Source organism: Edaphobacter aggregans DSM 19364 (assembly GCF_000745965.1).
In the GTDB taxonomy this organism is placed as follows: Bacteria; Acidobacteriota; Terriglobia; order Terriglobales; family Acidobacteriaceae; genus Edaphobacter; species Edaphobacter aggregans.
The window spans coordinates 45515-62369 of record NZ_JQKI01000023.1 but is presented as its reverse complement, the minus strand read 5'-3'; the positions used below and the strand labels follow the sequence as shown (position 1 = coordinate 62369).

Sequence of the window (16855 nt, the reverse complement as noted above, 5' to 3'; positions counted from 1 at the left end):
GTTTGCACACATTTGGCAGGGAGGGGGTGGATCAAGGCAGATGACGGCATTTACAGAACAACCCGGCAGGGAAGACGGCGCCGAACGATATACTGTTCCCGTGAGCAAGACGTTTTATATCGAGACCTTCGGCTGCCAGATGAACGCCCATGACTCGGAGAAGGTCATCGGCACCCTCGAGCACGAAGGCTACACCCAGGTCTCCGACGAGGCCGAGGCCGGCCTCATCCTCTACAACACCTGTTCCATCCGCGACAAGGCCGAGCAGAAGGTCTTCCACCGGCTGAATGAATACAAGCGCATGCAGGGCGAGGGTAAGAAGTTTGCCGTCATCGGCTGCGTCGCCCAGCAGGAGGGCGAGCGCATCTTCGAGCGCGCCCCCTATGTCTCGATCGTCGCCGGCTCAGCCTCCTACCGCAACCTGCCCGGCATGTTGCAGCGCCTCGAGGCCGGCGAGACCCGAATCACCGGCCTCGACGACCGCCAGACCGACGAGACCTTCGACACCGAGTTCACCGTCCGCTCCAACCCGCACCGCGGCTACATCACCATCATCGAGGGCTGCGACAAGTTCTGTGCCTACTGCGTCGTGCCCTACACGCGCGGCAAGGAGCGCTCCCGCACCTCGGCCTCCGTCCTCGTCGAGGCCCGCCGCATGGCCGCTCAGGGCTTCACCGACATCCAGCTCCTCGGCCAGAACGTCAACAGCTGGCGCGACCCCTCGGGCCGCCTCAGCTTCGCCGAGCTTCTGACCGCCGTTGGCAGCATCCCGGGCATCAGGCGGGTCCGCTTCACCACCTCGCACCCCCGCGACTTCACGCGCGACATCGTCGAAGCAATCGACGCGACACCAACAATCTGCGACCACATCCACCTTCCGGTCCAGTCCGGTTCCTCCGCCGTTCTGCACGCGATGTCACGCGAATACACACGCGACTGGTACCTGGAGCGGATGAGCTGGATTCACGGCGCCAAGCGCGACATCTCGATCACCAGTGACATGATCGTCGGCTTCCCGGGCGAGACCGAAGCCGACTTCGAGGAGACCATTACGCTGCTCGGCGCCGTCCGGTACGACGCCGTCTTCGCCTTCAAGTTCTCACCCCGGCCCAATACGCCCGCCGTGACGATGCCCGACATCATCCCCGACGAGGTGAAGACGGAGCGCCTGCGCATCCTCAACGACCGCCAGCGCGAGATCCAGCGCGAGCACTACGCCCGCCACCTCAACCAGACCGTCGAGGTGATGGTCGAGAGCTACAACCCGGCGCGCGGCCAGATCGTAGGCCGCTCGTCCCAGAACAAGACCGTCAACTTCACCCTTACGGCAGGAACGCCCGAGCCGCCGATTGGAAGCTATCTTCCGATCTACATCACCAAAACGATGCCAAACTGCCTTATTGGCGAAGCTGTGACGGGTGCGGTACCCTTTCAGGCCACCATTCAACCCCAACCCCTCGTCGTATTGAATTGAAGATGATCGCCCAGGCTCCCCAATCCGCGACGCAAGCCCCCGACGAGGTCGAGATGCAGATTCGCGGCCTCATGATGGACCCGGTCACCAACATGCCCATCATCGTCCTCAAGGACATCGCCAGCGATACGGTGCTGCCCATCTGGGTGGGGATCTTCGAGGCCAATGCCATCGCGCTCGAGCTTGAGAAGACGGCGACGCCGCGACCGATGACCCACGACCTAATGCAGAACATGGCGCGCAATCTGAACGCCGAGGTCCGCAAGGTCGTCGTCTCCGAGCTGCGCGAGGACACCTTTTACGCCGTCATCTGGATGGACCACGCAGGCGAGACCGTCGCCATGGACGCCCGCCCGTCGGACGCCATCGCGCTAGCCCTGCGCTGGGACTGCCCGATCTACGTCAACCGCGAGGTCCTCGAGAACTCACGCCAGGCCGCCGCCGGTGCCCAGACCGTCAACGCCGACGAGATGCGCCGCTGGCTCGAGAACCTCAACGACGACGAGATGGGCCGCTATAAGATGTAGCTTCCCCCCGAATCACAGGATCAGCGAGCACGACCAACGAATGCCTTTGAAAGAGACCGCCATACGCCTCTCGGCCCGCGCCCTTCTCTCCGCCGAACGCCTCATTCGCCCAGCTCCTGCATCCTCTCCCGAGAGCATCCTGATCCTCGAATACATGCTTCCGCTCGGTTGCTGCGTCCATCTCACGCCGGTTTATGAGGCGATCAAGCGCGCAAACCCTTCAAGCACCCTCACGGTTGCGACCCGCGGCCTCGGCCTCGCGCTCCTGCGCAACCATCCCTTCCTCGACCACCTCATCGAGACCCCAGATCCACTCGCCACAACCCGCTCCGCCGCGAGCGTCCTCGGCGCCGAGCTTGCCCGCCGCTCCGTCCGCCCGTCGCTGATCCTCACCGGAGCCTCCGACCAGCGCACCCGCATCGCCGCGCTCGCCCTGCTCGCCGGCCCCGCGACGCGCGGAGGCTTCACCATCCATCGCGCCCTCTACCATCGTCCGCTCGCCTACGATCTCCAGCGAAGTCTCATAGGCAACAACCTCCAGCTCGCCTCGCTCGCTGGCGCGCCGCCCACTCACATCGAGCCTCGCGTCTACTTCTCACCGGCCGATCTTGCCGCCGCCGAGTCACTCGTCCGCATCGCCAACCCCGAGGACAGCCCACTCGTCCTCTTCGTCACCCAGAACAGCGGAGGCCAGCGCACCGGGTGGCACACCAGCCGCTTCGCGCAGGTGATCCGGCACACTCACGAGGTCCTCGGCTGCGCTGTCGCGTACGTTGGGACGAGCGCCGATCGTGAACTTATCGACCAGATTCGTCAGGCCGCAGGAGGCATCGGCGCTTCACTGGCTGGTCGAACATCAGTCACCGAGCTGGCTGCGCTGCTTGCGATCAGCGATGCCGCCGTCTCGTTGGACACGGGAACCATGCACGTTGGCCGCGCGGTGGGAGTGCCGATGGTTGTCATCGGTCCTTCTTGGCAGCGGCCTATCGAGTGGCTTCCGCTCGGGCTCCCGCAGGTACGCATCCTCCGCGGAGAGGATCGCGACGACATTCCGCCGAACTACCAACTGGACGAGGTTCATGCGGGGGATGTTATCGTGGCTCTCGAAGAGCTGCTCACGCTATACCCGCCTTGTGCCGCCAGCCGCGCCGAGCGCGCCGCCGCCGGCACGTCCACGGTCGATCACCTCTAACTATTTTAGGTTCAGGCTATCGCTGGGCGAGTTCGTTCAGAAACTGGAAGAACTCCGGGAACGAGATCGCGGCCGCGTCGGCGCCATGGATCACGTTCTCGCTCGTCGCTCGCAGAGCGGCAATTGCAAACGCCATCGCGATGCGATGATCGCTTCCCGAGTCGATCTCCGCGCCATGAAGCTGCTGGTTGCCCGGAATTGCCAGGCCGTCCTCGAACTCGGTCAGCTCAGCTCCCATCGCTTTCAGGTTCTTCGCAACCAGGGCGATACGATCGGACTCTTTGATGCGAAGCTCCTTTGCATCGCGGATCGTCACACCATCACGCGTGTAGGGCGCGATGGCGGCCAGCACGGGAAGTTCATCGATAAGCTGAGCTGATAAGGCTCCCGCGATCTGCGCTCCCTTCAGGCCCTCGGGCGAGCGATTCACCTGGATGGTTCCGATCATCTCGCCGTTGTGCTCTTCCACCATCAGGACCTTGATCTTTCCACCGAGCGTCGCGATGACATCGAGCAGCGCCGCCCGCGTCGGGTTCATGCCGATGGAATCCAGCACGAGGTTCGAGTCCGGGAAGAGCAGGGCAGCGGAGAGGAAGAATGCAGCCGAGGAGATGTCTCCGGGAACCGTTGCGTCGATCCCCGTGAGCCGCTGGCCGCCGGCGATGCTCAGCCTCTCCCCCTTGCGCGTGAGCGTAGCGCCGAAGGCCCTGAGCGCGTGTTCGGAATGATCGCGGGTCCTGACTGCTTCCGAGAGGCTGGTCGTTCCTTCGGCCTGCAGGCCGGCGAAGAGCACGGCGGTTTTTACCTGTGCCGACGGAATCGGCGTCTCAAAGTCGATTGCCTTGAGCGGGCCGCCGTGGATCGTCATCGGGGCATGACCGTCGATGAGGTCAATTCGGGCCCCCATTGCCGCCAGGGGCTTGCGGATTCGCTCCATCGGCCGCATCGTCAGTGAGTGATCGCCTATGAGCGTGAAGGTGTACGGGTGAGGAGCGATGATCCCCGCAAGCATGCGCATCGTGCTGCCGGAGTTGCCGCAGTCCAGATTGCCCGTGGGCTGCTGCAATGCGCCCGCGGTGCCTGTCACTTCAATCGAAGTTCCGGCCTTGACGACACTGGCGCCGAGCGCCTCCATGCAGCCCAGCGTCGAGTGCGGATCGGCTCCGGTCGAGAAGTTGTTCAGTCGCGTCGTTCCCTCGGCCAGCCCGGCCAGCATCGCGTAACGGTGCGAGATGGACTTGTCGCCGGGAACCGTCACCGATCCCTGGAAGGAGCGAGCTGGACCAACAATCTGGGGCGTGGGAGAGGTCGAAGTCTGTTGCGTCGTGATGGAGGACATTACTTCTATCCTAACGCCTTCACCGTGGAAGAGCGTCAGCTGGCACTAGAGGACGCGGAGGAGGACTAACGTCTCGTCGTCGAAGTGCTCGGTTCCTGCCTGAAACTTAGAGACAGAGTCGAGGATGGCATGGACGGCGGAGGCGGCAGTGGGTTGGCGGAGCGACTTGAGGACCTTGACGAGTCGCTCCGTGCCGAACATCTCGCCGGTGGCGTTCTCTGCGTCCGGAATGCCGTCGGAGAAGAAGACGATCAGGTCGCCGGTGCGGGTGGAGAGGGTGAACTCCTCATATTCGACGTCGGGGAAGAGGCCGAGGGGAAAGCCTTCGGCCTGGATGGTCTTCACGTCAACCAAGGTTCTGGAGCCGGTGGAGGTGAGAGAGACGAAGAGCGGCTGCACGGAGCCGGCGTTGGCGATCTGGAGGGTCTGGTTGGAGTCGTCCCAGATGGCGATCAGCATCGTCACATATTGGGAGTCGAGCCTGCGCTCCTGGAGTTGGTCGTTGAGCGCGGCCAGCAGGGCTGCGGGTGAAAGGTTTTGCGTGGCCAGCGAGCGAAGGATGCCGCTGACGAGCGCGGCGTAGAGTGCCGCCGGAGCAGCCTTTCCGCTCACATCGCCGATGGCCAGGGCGATGCGGCCCGGGCCGTAGTCGAGGAAGTCGTAGATGTCGCCTCCGATGGAGCGCGCCGCCATGAATCGAGCGGCAAACTCGGCGCGATCGAGCTTCGGAGGCTGCGGCGGCATCAGGCGGAGCTGGACCTTCCGGGCCATCTCGAGGTCGCGCTCCATGCGCTGCTCTTCCTCGTGGATGCGCTGGTAGAGCCGGGCATTCGCGATGGAGATGCCGACCTGCGCCGCGAGCGTGGAGAGCGTGCGCTGATGGTCCTCGTTGTAGTAGTTCACCCGCGTGTGCTCGAGGTCGATGACGCCGATGACCTGACCTTTATAGATGAGCGGCACGGCGAGCTCGGAGCGGACCTCGGGGCTGGCCTCGAGGTAGCGGGGGTCTTTGCAGACGTCGGGGGCGAGGATGGGCTCGCGGAGCTGGGCGGCGGTTCCGATGAGACCCTGGCCGAGCGAGACGTTGCGCTCGCGCAAGACGCGCTCTCCGTAGCGGGAGGTGAAGCGGTGCTCGAACTGCTGGGTTCGCTCGTTCCAGAGCAGGATGGCGAACATGTGGTAGTCGATGACGCGTTTAAGGAGCTGGCCGATGCGCTCGAGCAGATCGTCGAGGTCGAGGATGCTGGTGATCTCGCGGGAGATCTCGTTGAGCACGGTCAGGGTCTGGGCCTGGCGCGAGACGCGGGTGTAGAGGCGGGCGTTTTCGACTGCGATGGCCATGCGCGAGGCGACCAGCTCGAGCAGGCGTTGGTGCTCGGCGGTGAAGAAGCCGGGAATCTCGGATTCGATGTCGAGGACTCCGATGACGCGATTTTTTACGATGAGCGGGACGGCGAGCTCGGAGCGGACGTTGGGGTTGGCCGGGATGTAGTGCTCGTCCTTGGAGACGTCGTCGACGCGGAGCGTCCTGCGCTGGAGGGCGGACTGTCCGATGATTCCGCGGCCCATCTTGATGCGCGCACGCTCGACCTCGGCGGTATGGCCAATCTGGAAGCGCATCCAGAGCTCCTGGGTGCGGTCGTTGATGAGGAGGATGGCGAAGATGCGGTAGTCGATCACGGCGCGAACGAGGTCCGCGACGCGGTGCATCAGGGTGTTTAGGTCGAGGGTGGTGTTGAGGGCGTCGGCGAGGGAGTGGAGGAAGTCGACCTGGTGGACGGGTTCGACGCGGATGTTGGACGGCTGTGCACCGACGGCGGCCTCGTCGGCGCTTGGCCGGTAGTCTCCTTCGAAGGCGTGCTCAGAGGCGGTGGCCTGGGGGGCCGCCGGCGCAGAGGGGGAGGCTACACGTCGCTGTTTGTCGGCTGTGGACATGGGAAGAGGCGATGATACTACTGACGGGCTGTGGGGAGTTCACGTTTTCTCTTCCAGAATGGATTCTGGTGTATCCCGGAAGGATTCTGGCTCGCCCGCATCAGTAGCCGGATGATGGGGCCGGCGAGGATTCGGGCTGGCGATCGGAGAGTTCGGAGACGATCTTGACGCTGGCGCTGGCGCCGATGCGGGTGGCTCCGGCGTGGAGCATGGCGGAGGCGTCGGCGAGGGAGCGGACTCCGCCGGAGGCCTTGACGCCGGCGCGGGTTCCGGCGACTCCGCGGAGCAGGGCAATGTCGTCGACAGTTGCTCCGCCGGTGGAGAAGCCGGTAGAGGTCTTGAGGAAGTCGGCCCCGGCGGCGAGGGCGAGCTCGGAGGCGCGGAGCTTCTCTTCGAACGTGAGAAGGCAGGTCTCGAGGATGACCTTGACGATGGCTCCGGCGCCGTGGGCGAGCTCGACGACGCCGCGGATGTCCTGCTTGACGGCCTCGTAGTCGGCGTGTGTGGCGGACTTGAGGAGGCCGATGTTGAGGACCATGTCGACTTCGTGGGCGCCATATTTGAGGACGCGGGCGGTCTCGTCGCGCTTGGAGGCGGAGAGGGTGGCACCGAGCGGGAAGCCGATGACGACGCCGACGGGGATGCCGGTTCCCTGGAGGGCGGAGGCAGCGAGCTGGACCCAGGTGGGGTTGACCATGGCGCAGGCGAAGCGGTGCGAGGCGGCCTCGTGGCAGAGCTGGAGGACCTGGGCGCGGGTGGCGTCGGTCTTGAGCAGGGTGTGGTCGAGGATGGCGGCGAGGTTTTGGGGAGAGGAGAGGGTGTGAGCGGCGAAGGTGTTTGCGTCGAAGGTCTGTGGTTCCGGGTGCGACAGGCTGCTCATGTTTCTCCTTTGGACCCTGGTTCCGGGCCGGTCTGTTTCTATCACAAGGTGGTTAAGTCTGGCAGTGGGAGGGTTAGCCTTCCCGTCAATTTTGTGCAAAGTATTCGAAACAATATACTTAGCGTGGTACTTTGGTGCTAAGTTATTGAAAATACTGCGTGGTTTCGTGCAAAGTCTTGATAATGCGTATTTTTATGCGCAATGAGAAAGCCCTGGATGGGGCTCCAGGGCTTTTCCTCTGCTGACTTGATTATATCAAGTGGCGGGGAATTAATCGGCACTTGGCATCTCTTTTGGGATGAGTGGTTTGAGGGTTTCTGGGACTTGACAAGGTTTTTGATGGTCCCCGGGATTGGTGGCGCTACGGGCAAAATGCGGGGGTTCTTCGCCTTCGGCTCAGAATGACGCACGCAGAGAGCGTGGCCATGGAGAGATAGCGTGGCCATGCACAGATAGCGTTGCCATGCACAGATAGGAGGGGGACGTCTGAAGGTGTTCGTTGGTTGATGGCAGGTTTCGTTCGAGGGTCGTCGAAGGGTGGTTGGTCATCTGATGGTTATGGATAAGAAGACGGGGTTGCGGCTTTCGGTGCTGGATCAGTCGCCGGTGGCCGAGGATGGGACGCCTGCGCAGGCTTTGCAGAACTCGATTGCGCTGGCGCGGCGGGTGGATGAGCTGGGGTATGGGCGGTTCTGGATGTCGGAGCACCATGCGATGGATACGCTGGCGTGTACGGCTCCGGAGATCATGCTGGCGCGGATTGGGGCGGAGACGAAGCGGATACGGATCGGGTCGGGCGGGATCATGCTGCCTCATTACACCCCGCTGAAGGTGGCGGAGGTGTTTCGGACGCTGTATGGGTTGTATCCGGAGAGGGTGGACCTGGGGCTGGGGCGTGCTCCGGGGGGCGGGCCGATGGAGTCGCTGGCGCTGAGGCGGAGCCGGAAGACTCCGATGGAGGATGATTTCCCGGACCAGTTGGTGGAGCTGCTGGGGTTCCTGGAGGATGGGTTTCCTGACGGGCATCCGTTTGGGAGGGTGAAGGCGATGCCGGCTCCGCCGCCGGGCGAGGAGTACAGGGGGCCGGCGGTGTGGATGCTGGGGTCGAGCATGTGGAGCGCGGTGGCGGCGGTGGAGTACGGGCTGCCGTACTCGTTTGCGCACTTCTTCTCGCCGGTGAAGACGAGGGAGGCGATTGAGACGTATATGCGGTACTTCCGGCCGGGGATTCGGGCGGAGAGGCCAGAGGCGACGGTTGCGGTGGGAGTGGTTTGCGCGGAGACCGAAGAGGAGGCGGAGTATCTGGCGAGCAGCGCTCGGCTGCTGCAGCGGAGGATTCGGCTGGGGGATCGGAAGCCGGTGGCCGCGCCGGAGGATGCGTTGCGCGAGCTGCGGATGATGGGAGAGGTTCCGATGGAGGAGGGGGAGTGGCCGAGGTACTTTGTGGGGACTCCTGCGGTGGTGAGGGAGAGGTTGGAGCAGATGGCTGGGGCTTTGGGGATTGGGGAGCTGATTGTGAATACGATTGTCTGGGATCAGGCGAAGCGGTTGAGGAGTTATGAGCTGCTGGCGGGGGAGTTCGGGCTGACGGCTGCGGGAGTTTCAGGGACTGATAAACTTACGACCGCATGAGTGAGCCAAAGATCCGAATCCTCGGAGTGTACCGGCCAGAGATCTCTGCCGAAACGTATCAGGAGCAGTGGGATGTCACTGGAGATGATGAATCCACGCGCGACCACTTCAATAAACTTGTGCTCATCGAAGCTGAGGTCGAAAGGCATCGATGAGAGATTTACTCTTTCAGATTTTGGTCAGCATGATTTGAGCGGCGATCCTCAACGCATGATGGTTGCGTATGACGAAGCACTCCTTTCAGCGGATGGAGAGAGCGTAATTCAGCGGCAGATGGAATGTGTGCAAGGGACGGGCATTCTCCGGTTCGCATGCTACCTGCACGAATACGCCCCGGCGAGGCCCTTGCGATGGACTTATGGTGAGTTCATGCCACCTCCAGTTGAGTCAGTGCCGGTGCGTCTAACGATGCTGGTTCCTTATAACGCTTGCAGTTGAGTTTCGAGTTGCGAGGTGGATATGAGACTGGATCGGTTTCTGGTTGTTGGCTTGATGAGTGGAGTGGTGTTCGCTCAAACGGGAAGCGGGAAGGCGAAGGTTGAGTTCATGAACTCGCATGAGATGAGCTCGCCTGCAGGGTACAGCCACGCGGTGGTGGTGCATGGCGGCAAGATGGTGTTTCTTTCCGGACAGGTTGGGGTGAACCGGAAGGGTGAGATGGTGGGGAAGGATGATTTTCGCGCGCAAGCGGCGCAGGTGTTTGCGAACCTGCGGGCGGAGCTGGCTGCGGCAGGGGCAACGCCGAAGGACGTCGTGAAGCTGAACTACTACGTGGTGGGGTTGAACCATGACAGGGTGGTTGCGTTACGGGAGGTGCGGGACGGGTTTATCGATAAGGCGCACCCTCCGGCGAGTACGCTGGCCGGGGTGCAGGCTTTGTTTCGCGAGGACGCGATGATTGAGGTAGAGGCGGTAGCGGTGCTGCCGTAATCAGGGACGTATGCGGGCGGGGTTGCCGACTGCGGTGGCTCCGGCGGGGACGTCGCGGGTGACGATGGCGCCGGCTCCGATGATGGCGTCGTCACCGATGGTGACTCCGGGGAGGATGATGGCTCCGCCGCCGATCCAGACGTTGGCGCCGATGTGGACGGGGCGGCCGTTTTCGAGGTGGGCGCGGCGGGTGGCGTGGTCGCGGGGGTGGTCGGCGGCGTAGATCTGGGTGAAGGGGCCGATCTGGGTGCGGTCGCCGATGGTGATGGGAGTGACGTCGAGCAGGACGCAGTTGAAGTTGAGGAAGACATCGGCGCCGAGGGTGATGTTGTAGCCGTAGTCGACGTAGAAGGGCGGGCGGACGACGGTGCGGGGGCCGACGGAGGCGAGGAGCTCTTCAAGCTGGATGAAGTGGGTGGCGGGGTGGTGCGGGGTGGAGTTGTATTTGTGGATGAGGGAGGCGGAGCGGAGGCGGTCGGCGACGAGGGTGGGGTCCTGGGCGTTGTAGAGCTCGCCGGCGAGCATCTTGTCTTTTTCGGATTTTAAAGGAAGCGGCATGTGGGGTTCCGGAAGTTGGGGAGTAGATTGGATGCCTAGCTCAAAGAGCTAACAAGGAGGAAGTCAATGGCCCCTCGAACGAATGGTGGTGCGACCGGTAGCGCACTGGTCACTCTGGCTCGGAAGCACGTCGGCGAACGATATGTGCTGGGAGCTCTTGCTCCCAAGGATAACGGGAATTGGAAGGGGCCCTGGGATTGCGCTGAGTTTTTTTCGTGGGTGGTGTTTCAGACGTCGGGGATTCTGTATGGGTGTAATCGAGACTTTGGGGACCCGGCGACGGCGGATGCTTATACGGGATTCTGCGATCGCGATGCGAGGACGCTGGGTGAGGTGATCTCGCTGGATGCGGCGGCGAGGACTCCGGGCGCGGCGGTTCTGCGCGTGCCGCAGCCGGGGGCGATAGGGCACGTTGTGTTTTCAGACGGGACGGGCGGGACGATCGAGGCGCACTCGTCTGCGGATGGCGTGATTTCTTCGAGGCTGGCGGGGCGGAGGTGGGATATGGGAGTGCTGGTGCCGGGGATCAAATACACGCAACGAGCGGTGGTACCGGTGACGGAGCCTTCGACGGTGGTGTACCGGCTGATGACGCCGATGATGACGGGGCCGGTTGTGCGGAGGATTCAGCAGGCGCTGAAGGCTGCCGGGTTTAATCCGGGTGCGATTGATGGCGAGTTCGGTCCACATACGCAGGCGGCTGTGGTTGCGTTTCAGTTGTCGAATGGGCTGGTGGGTGACGGGGAGGTGGGGGAGCTTACTGCGAGTGCTCTTGGGGTAGCTCTGTAGTAGAGGAAGGCGCATAAGAGATGTTCTATTGCACGGTCACGGATATGTCGGCTGGCTGGGCGAGGGTTAACTGGCCGGTGGCCTGGCCCCAGCCCCGTCCGGTGAAGTGCATGCACCGGTAGCAACGATGGTGTGTGGACAGGGATCGCTTATGAGCGCCTGCGGTGAGCGGTGGGCTGCCCGGCAGGTTCCGTCAGCATGTCAACCGTATGGAGCAGGCAGGCCAGCCGCAGCGGAGTGGAGGCGGTCGGCGACGAGAACTGGGTCCTGGGCGTTGTAGAGCTCGCCGGCAAGCATCTTGTCCTTTTCTGATTTTTCTTTGCCGGTTGGATGAACCATAGGGATCTCCGGCGTCAGATGTGACTGACTGCTTGTGGTGATGATCATCATGGATGAGCTGCGTGTTTTTCAGCCGGCCTCTGACTTCAACTTGAGATTGCGCGCCAACCGATGCAAATACTTGGGGTGAATGTTGAGCGATCGAGCGGCTTCGGGATAGCTTCCGTTTGCTTCACGCAGTGCGTTGAGTACCAGCTCTCTTTTGGTCTGGTTGAGCGCGTCGTGGTATCGCGCGCCGGCGAGGCCGGCGGACTGCTCCTCGAGTATGCCAACGGGGAGATCTTCGGGAAGTATCTCCTCGGTCAGTCCCAAGACGATGGCGTGCTCGATTGCATTCTCCAGCTCGCGGACGTTACCGGGCCAGCTATAGCCCATTAGCAAAGTGCGTGCCCGCTGCGAGATGCCCTTAAACGGGCGCTTGCTCTTTTCTGCGTACTTGGCGGCGAAGTACAAGGCGAGTAAAGGGATGTCCTCGCGGTGTTCGCGCAGGGGCGGGACGGTGACGGAGACGACGTTGAGACGGTAGTACAGGTCCTGGCGAAAGTCGCCGGACTTGAGTGCTTGCTCCAGGTTCTTGTTGGTTGCGGCGAGGACGCGGGCCTTGAAGGGGATGGGGTGAGCACCTCCGACGCGCTCGAACTCCCTCTGCTGCAGGACTCGCAGGAGCTTTGCCTGCATGGGGGGAGCAAGTTCGCCTATCTCGTCGAGGAACAGGGTTCCGTTTTCAGCCGCTTCGAGCTTGCCCTTTCTCGTGCCGACGGCGCCTGTGAATGCGCCCTTCTCATGGCCGAAGAGCTCGCTTTCGAGCAGCGTTTCGGGAATTGCGGCGCAGTTGATAGCGATGAAGGGGCGGTCGGAGCGTGGACTGGAGTGATGTATGGCGCACGCAACGAGCTCTTTGCCGGTGCCACTCTCGCCGCGGATCAGGACGGTGGAGTCGCTCTGCGCGACACGGGAGATGAACTCTTCCACCTGGCCGATCTGGCGGCTTTCGCCGACGAGCTTGCAGGCAGGGTTGAGTTCGGCTTTCAGCAGGCTGTTCTCGGAGCGTAGCGCGTCGAGCGCGAGTATGTTTTCGAGCGTTACGGCTGCGATGCGGGAGACCGAGTCGAGGAAATGGATGTGATCTTCGTGAAACGGCGGAGAAGAGCGCGGCGATGTGAGATAGATGACGCCGATGGTCTTTTCCACGGCGACGAGCGGAAGGCAGAGCACGTTCTGGCTTGCCTCGGTAGCGGCGTTGGTGAAGACAGCCGAACGCTCCCAGATGGCGCGGTGGACCAGCTCACGCTGAACCTCGATTGGCCGACTGTCGCCGAGTTGCCGGCTGTTGGTGCAGATTGAGGCTGGTTCGCCCTCATCGAGATCTGTCAGGAGAAGGACTGCGCCTTTTTCCGCGGGGATGACCTCGAAGATCAGGCGTAGAAGTTCGTGCTGCAGGAGTTCGGAGTCACGGATGGAATTGATAACGTTACTGATTCTGAACAGTGCGGCCAGATCACGCGCCATGCGTCCCACTTCAACTCCAAATGTCGGAGGCACTGGAGGGGCCATTCGAATGGTACTGAGGGTGGAGATGGCGGGGAGATCGCTGTGGATAGCGGTGGCCTGAGTCATCTCGTCGCCTTCATGGGACAGAAACACAAGCTCGGATCTTCCAACGCGGATTGTGTCACCGTGTTCGATAAGCTTGCGCCGTACGGGGACTCCATTCACGAAGGTGCCGTGACGGCTGTCAAGATCGACGAGCTCATAATGCTCGTCGAGTTGCTGGAGCATGCAGTGCCTGCGGGAGACGGCGGGATCGGTGAGGCACAACTGATTTGCTTCGTCACGGCCAATGAAGAACTGGCCTTCGACGAGATGCCGGACGGTGCCTGGGAGGGAACCTGAGATAACGAGGAGCCGCGGCTTCATCGGAGCCTCCGGTCGAGTCAAAGTGTAGGCGAGTTGGTAAGGAATCCCAGATCGTTCTTAATTTTCACGACAGGTAATGGGAAGGATACCGGTGGGTATCCCTTCGGATACCAGCTGCTGGTGCATAGCGGGGACATGGGTGGGTTTGAGTCCGGGGCGGCGTTTGTATCTCGTTGCAAATACATGTGCGGTGTTGCGAGGCGGGAGATCGGCCAGCTTTGGCAACAGGTATGCACTATATCGAGGCATATCAGCTCCTGAAGAGCAAGATCCGAGCCCGAAGGGACCCTGGAAGAGGGTACTCCGGAAAGGAGAACGTCATGAAACGCATCGTCAAGGCAATCGCTCTCTTCGTAGCGGCTACCTCCATCACAGCAGGAGTATGGGCCCAGGATCACAAGATGAAGGCAACCGTCCCATTCAACTTCACGGTCAACGGCAACTCTTTGCCTTCTGGAACCTACACGATCGGTTCCGATTCGTCCAACCCTAATCTGCTCCTCATCTCCAACCGGGAGAAGAGCGTCCACATTCTGACTATGGCTAAAAACAATGATCCAGGAAAGGGCAACGCGCTGGTCTTCCATAAGTATGGGGACCAGTATTTCCTGAGTCAGATTTGCAGCGACCTCTCGGCAATGAATCTTTCCTTCTCGGTCTCGAAGGCCGAAAAGCGCGCCAGGGAGCAAATGCAGGTATCACAGCGTCCGGTCAGCAGCGATGTCACGATCGCCCTCAAGTAGTTATCTTGAGGCGAAGAGGATCCGGAGACGATCGTCTCCGGGTCTTTTTTTGTGCCCGGCAGGTTCTGCCAGCACGTCAACCGTAGGGAGCAGGCAGGTCAGCCGCTATCCGATGCTTGCGCATCTCGGATTCCTGGTGAGAACGGATGCGCACATCGCTACGTGGCATAGCGCAACAGATCAGGATGTAGCGGGCTGCCTCGTCCTCGGGAAAGTAGGTATCGGGATGGTCGTGTTCGACGACGCCTTCGAGCAGCAGTCCGGCACACGTCAGGCAGCGGCCCTGATGACAGATTGCGGGCAGGACGACGCCGTTTTCCGCAGCGGCACCCCAGATGCGCTCCTCTTTGGGGCAGTCAAAAGAGCGTGGGCCGTCCGGGGTTTCGATGAGAACCCGGAAGCTCCGACTTTCTGTCATGCGAACTCTGGCGCGTTATGGATTATCGCGTTACGGATTGTAGAAACCGCGATTCTTGCTGTACGGCGCCTCGCCGGGTTCGCCGCGACGGAAGTGTCCGGAAGGTACCGACTTTCCATCGCGTTCATGGGCCAGCAGTTCGATGAACCAGGCTTCATGCTCTATCTCCTCGTTGAGAATGCGGGCGGCGAGATCGTAGGTGCGCGGGTCTTTGCCGAAGGTCATGTCGCAGACAGCGCTCCAGCTGCGAATGGCGCACCGCTCGGATTCAAGCAGCAGGGTGAGGATGTTCACGGCGGTGGGGGGATCCGGCAGTTTGGCTGCCTTGCAGCCGGCCTGGTCGTGGAATTCCTTGAGGTCGTTGGGTAGTTGTCCGCCAAGCTCGTAGATGCGCGGAACGATCAGTTCCCAGTGGGCCCGGTCTTCAAGCCTGGCATCCTCGCAGATCTCCTTGTAGTCTTCATGGCCGGCAAGGTTCATGCGCAGGATGGTGTAGTAGTAGTACGTGCTGGCAAACTCCGCCGCAGCATTGGCGACCAGCATCTTGATGAGCTTGTCTACGTCCACGCCGCGGGCACGGATGACCTCGACGCCGACTCGTTGGGTTACGTCTCCGGGTTGCACTACGCTTTCTTGTGCCATTGCATGTCCTTTCCCCCGGTCGGAGTTTTGGTCCTCCCGGATTTTTCGTTACCCATTGAGATGCTGGTAATGAGGTGTGGCTATCTCCAATGAGCGGGAAAGTGCGAGATGACAGGCGAAGAGCTAACGAATTGCAGGTTTGGGCTCGTTTGCGGTGATGACTTCGTGGATGAGGGGCGGGCGGGGAGCCGGCTTGCTTCTGATGCGGAGGGTGTCGCGTAGCATCTTTTCCGGTTCGTCGAGGAGGGCTTCGTCTTCGGCGAAGAGGGTGAAGAGGGGTTGGCCTTCTTCGATGCGGTCTCCTAATTTGGCGTGGGACTCGATGCCTGCGTGGGCGCTGACGAGGTCGCCTGGGTTGGCTCGGCCTGCGCCGAGGCGTTGTACGGCCCAGCCGACTTGTTTGCAGTCCATGGAGGTGAGGAAGCCGGAGCGAGGGGCAGTGAGGGTGCGGGTAGCGGTGGGGATGTGGTGGGCGGCGGGGTCGGCGAAGATGGTGGTGTCTCCGCCCTGCGCGGCGACGATTTTTAGCCAGGCTTTGTAGGCTTCGCCGGAGTGGAGGATCTGGTCGGAGAGCTTTGCGCCTTCTTCGGGGGTGCAGGCGCGGCCGGCGAGGTGGAGCATCCAGCCGGAGAGGATGTTGGTGAGCTCGATGAGGTCTCGGGACATGGGGTGGCGCGTGCCGCGCATGATGTCGACGCACTCCCAGACCTCGACCCAGTTGCCGGAGAAACGGCCGAGGGGTTCGTCCATGGAGGTGAGGAGGGCGACGGTGCGAGTGCCGGAGGCCTCGCCGGTCTCGACCATCAGGTCGGCGAGGAGTTTGGATTTCTCGTAGGTGGGCATGAAGGCGCCGGAGCCGACTTTGACGTCGAGGACGAGGGCGTTGAGACCCTCGGCTAGTTTTTTGCTCATGATGCTGGCGGTGATGAGGTAAGCGGACTCGACGGTGCCGGTGTGGTCGCGGAGGGCGTAGAGGATGCGGTCGGCGGGGACGATGTGGGGGGTCTGGCCGATGAGGGAGGCTGCGCATTGCTTGAGCACGTCGCGCATCTCCGCGAAGGAGAGCTGGGTGTTGAAGCCGGGGATGGTCTCGAGCTTGTCGAGAGTGCCGCCGGTATGGCCGAGGCTTCTCCCGCTGATCATGGGAACGACGATGCCGGGGACGCCTTCGGGGGTGGGGTGGGCGAGGCCGGCGGCGGCGAGGATGGGGGCGATGAGGAGTGAGGTCTTGTCGCCGACTCCGCCGGTGGAGTGCTTGTCGATGGTGAAGGTGTTGAGGGCTTCGGTGTAGGCGACCTCGCCGGAGAAGCGCATGGCCTCGGTGAGGGTGGCGAGTTCGCGGGGCGAGAGGCCTCGGAGGAAGACGGCCATGAGGAAGGCGGCGATCTGGGAGTCGGTGACGAGCTGCTTTTTGGGCGTGCGGTCGACGATGGCGCGGATGAAGGCGCGGATCTCCTGGTCGGTGAGGGTGAGGCCGTCGCGCTTGTGGAGGATGACGTCGATGGGATGGATGCGTTTCATAAGAGTTGCAGGTTGCCAG

Annotated in this window: 17 protein-coding genes; 8 read left to right on the top strand and 9 right to left on the bottom strand. The window is 62.2% G+C overall.

From position 1 onward, the window contains the following. Positions 1-40 precede the first annotated feature (40 nt). From miaB to Q363_RS11900, 3 genes are read left to right on the top strand one after another with little or no spacing between them, the layout of a single operon-like run. On the top strand, positions 41-1474 hold the full coding sequence (gene miaB, locus Q363_RS11910) for a tRNA (N6-isopentenyl adenosine(37)-C2)-methylthiotransferase MiaB (protein ID WP_084080265.1): 1434 nt from the start codon (positions 41-43) through the stop codon (positions 1472-1474). 2 nt (positions 1475-1476) lie between these two features. Next, positions 1477-2001, top strand: coding sequence for a bifunctional nuclease family protein (locus Q363_RS11905; RefSeq protein ID WP_051978679.1), 525 nt, complete (start codon positions 1477-1479; stop codon positions 1999-2001). A 40-nt stretch (positions 2002-2041) separates the two neighbouring features. After that, the gene (locus Q363_RS11900; RefSeq protein WP_035350357.1) at positions 2042-3193 is read left to right on the top strand and encodes a glycosyltransferase family 9 protein; all 1152 of its coding nucleotides are present in this window, start codon (positions 2042-2044) and stop codon (positions 3191-3193) included. A 16-nt stretch (positions 3194-3209) separates the two neighbouring features. Here Q363_RS11900 and aroA read toward each other — a convergent pair whose 3' ends face one another. The 3 genes from aroA to deoC all read right to left on the bottom strand — a co-directional run bounded on the left by aroA (position 3210) and on the right by deoC (position 7347). Beyond that, positions 3210-4532: a 3-phosphoshikimate 1-carboxyvinyltransferase gene (aroA, locus tag Q363_RS11895; RefSeq protein ID WP_035350355.1), complete on the bottom strand. Its 1323-nt coding sequence runs from the start codon at positions 4530-4532 to the stop codon at positions 3210-3212. A gap of 45 nt (positions 4533-4577) precedes the next feature. Continuing rightward, on the bottom strand, positions 4578-6467 hold the full coding sequence (locus Q363_RS11890) for a SpoIIE family protein phosphatase (RefSeq protein WP_051978678.1): 1890 nt from the start codon (positions 6465-6467) through the stop codon (positions 4578-4580). A 100-nt stretch (positions 6468-6567) separates the two neighbouring features. Beyond that, positions 6568-7347 (bottom strand): deoxyribose-phosphate aldolase, encoded by a 780-nt coding sequence (deoC, locus tag Q363_RS11885; RefSeq protein WP_084080264.1) that lies wholly within the window; start codon positions 7345-7347, stop codon positions 6568-6570. Positions 7348-7905: 558 nt separating this feature from the next. Here deoC and Q363_RS11875 point away from each other — a divergent pair. The 3 genes from Q363_RS11875 (at position 7906) to Q363_RS11870 (ending at position 9909) form a co-directional block, all read left to right on the top strand. Beyond that, entirely contained in the window at positions 7906-8979 is a 1074-nt protein-coding gene (locus Q363_RS11875) for an LLM class flavin-dependent oxidoreductase (protein ID WP_051978685.1), read from the top strand. Between the two features lie 72 nt (positions 8980-9051). Continuing rightward, entirely contained in the window at positions 9052-9417 is a 366-nt protein-coding gene (locus Q363_RS42745) for a hypothetical protein (protein WP_211256168.1), read from the top strand. A gap of 21 nt (positions 9418-9438) precedes the next feature. After that, positions 9439-9909, top strand: coding sequence for a RidA family protein (locus tag Q363_RS11870; protein ID WP_211256167.1), 471 nt, complete (start codon positions 9439-9441; stop codon positions 9907-9909). Here the strand turns inward: Q363_RS11870 and Q363_RS11865 are convergent, their stop codons facing one another. After that, a complete protein-coding gene (locus tag Q363_RS11865) occupies positions 9910-10467 on the bottom strand; it encodes a sugar O-acetyltransferase (protein ID WP_035350351.1) in 558 nt (185 codons plus the stop codon). It abuts the gene before it with no gap. A 66-nt stretch (positions 10468-10533) separates the two neighbouring features. On the opposite strand from Q363_RS11865, the gene Q363_RS40400 reads away from it, so the two are divergent. Then, complete coding sequence (locus Q363_RS40400; protein WP_051978677.1) at positions 10534-11256, top strand: peptidoglycan-binding domain-containing protein; 723 nt, start codon at positions 10534-10536, stop codon at positions 11254-11256. 201 nt (positions 11257-11457) lie between these two features. Here Q363_RS40400 and Q363_RS11855 read toward each other — a convergent pair whose 3' ends face one another. Next, entirely contained in the window at positions 11458-11646 is a 189-nt protein-coding gene (locus Q363_RS11855; RefSeq protein WP_035350349.1) for a maltose acetyltransferase domain-containing protein, read from the bottom strand. An 18-nt stretch (positions 11647-11664) separates the two neighbouring features. Beyond that, entirely contained in the window at positions 11665-13512 is a 1848-nt protein-coding gene (locus Q363_RS11850) for a sigma 54-interacting transcriptional regulator (RefSeq protein ID WP_051978676.1), read from the bottom strand. A 320-nt stretch (positions 13513-13832) separates the two neighbouring features. Between Q363_RS11850 and Q363_RS11845 the strand changes: the two genes are divergently transcribed. Beyond that, complete coding sequence (locus Q363_RS11845; RefSeq protein ID WP_157466762.1) at positions 13833-14255, top strand: hypothetical protein; 423 nt, start codon at positions 13833-13835, stop codon at positions 14253-14255. Positions 14256-14331: 76 nt separating this feature from the next. On the opposite strand, the gene Q363_RS11840 is transcribed toward Q363_RS11845, so the two are convergent. The 3 genes from Q363_RS11840 to Q363_RS11830 all read right to left on the bottom strand — a co-directional run bounded on the left by Q363_RS11840 (position 14332) and on the right by Q363_RS11830 (position 16836). After that, positions 14332-14673, bottom strand: a complete 342-nt coding sequence (locus tag Q363_RS11840; protein ID WP_035350345.1) for a 2Fe-2S iron-sulfur cluster-binding protein — start codon at positions 14671-14673, stop codon at positions 14332-14334. Between the two features lie 30 nt (positions 14674-14703). Then, positions 14704-15315: a DNA protection during starvation protein gene (dps, locus tag Q363_RS11835; RefSeq protein WP_035350343.1), complete on the bottom strand. Its 612-nt coding sequence runs from the start codon at positions 15313-15315 to the stop codon at positions 14704-14706. Between the two features lie 123 nt (positions 15316-15438). Further along, positions 15439-16836 (bottom strand): thymidine phosphorylase, encoded by a 1398-nt coding sequence (locus tag Q363_RS11830; protein WP_035350341.1) that lies wholly within the window; start codon positions 16834-16836, stop codon positions 15439-15441. Between the last annotated feature and the right edge of the window lie 19 nt (positions 16837-16855).

Excerpts from the sequence above, each read along its gene's own strand:
- miaB (WP_084080265.1), top strand. The coding sequence starts at position 41 with ATGACGGCATTTACAGAACAACCCGGCAGGGAAGACGGCGCCGAACGA.
- Q363_RS11905 (WP_051978679.1), top strand. The coding sequence starts at position 1,477 with ATGATCGCCCAGGCTCCCCAATCCGCGACGCAAGCCCCCGACGAGGTC.
- Q363_RS11900 (WP_035350357.1), top strand. The coding sequence starts at position 2,042 with ATGCCTTTGAAAGAGACCGCCATACGCCTCTCGGCCCGCGCCCTTCTC.
- aroA (WP_035350355.1), bottom strand. The coding sequence starts at position 4,532 with ATGTCCTCCATCACGACGCAACAGACTTCGACCTCTCCCACGCCCCAG.
- Q363_RS11890 (WP_051978678.1), bottom strand. The coding sequence starts at position 6,467 with ATGTCCACAGCCGACAAACAGCGACGTGTAGCCTCCCCCTCTGCGCCG.
- deoC (WP_084080264.1), bottom strand. The coding sequence starts at position 7,347 with ATGAGCAGCCTGTCGCACCCGGAACCACAGACCTTCGACGCAAACACC.
- Q363_RS11875 (WP_051978685.1), top strand. The coding sequence starts at position 7,906 with ATGGATAAGAAGACGGGGTTGCGGCTTTCGGTGCTGGATCAGTCGCCG.
- Q363_RS42745 (WP_211256168.1), top strand. The coding sequence starts at position 9,052 with ATGTCACTGGAGATGATGAATCCACGCGCGACCACTTCAATAAACTTG.
- Q363_RS11870 (WP_211256167.1), top strand. The coding sequence starts at position 9,439 with ATGAGACTGGATCGGTTTCTGGTTGTTGGCTTGATGAGTGGAGTGGTG.
- Q363_RS11865 (WP_035350351.1), bottom strand. The coding sequence starts at position 10,467 with ATGCCGCTTCCTTTAAAATCCGAAAAAGACAAGATGCTCGCCGGCGAG.
- Q363_RS40400 (WP_051978677.1), top strand. The coding sequence starts at position 10,534 with ATGGCCCCTCGAACGAATGGTGGTGCGACCGGTAGCGCACTGGTCACT.
- Q363_RS11855 (WP_035350349.1), bottom strand. The coding sequence starts at position 11,646 with ATGATGATCATCACCACAAGCAGTCAGTCACATCTGACGCCGGAGATC.
- Q363_RS11850 (WP_051978676.1), bottom strand. The coding sequence starts at position 13,512 with ATGAAGCCGCGGCTCCTCGTTATCTCAGGTTCCCTCCCAGGCACCGTC.
- Q363_RS11845 (WP_157466762.1), top strand. The coding sequence starts at position 13,833 with ATGAAACGCATCGTCAAGGCAATCGCTCTCTTCGTAGCGGCTACCTCC.
- Q363_RS11840 (WP_035350345.1), bottom strand. The coding sequence starts at position 14,673 with ATGACAGAAAGTCGGAGCTTCCGGGTTCTCATCGAAACCCCGGACGGC.
- dps (WP_035350343.1), bottom strand. The coding sequence starts at position 15,315 with ATGGCACAAGAAAGCGTAGTGCAACCCGGAGACGTAACCCAACGAGTC.
- Q363_RS11830 (WP_035350341.1), bottom strand. The coding sequence starts at position 16,836 with ATGAAACGCATCCATCCCATCGACGTCATCCTCCACAAGCGCGACGGC.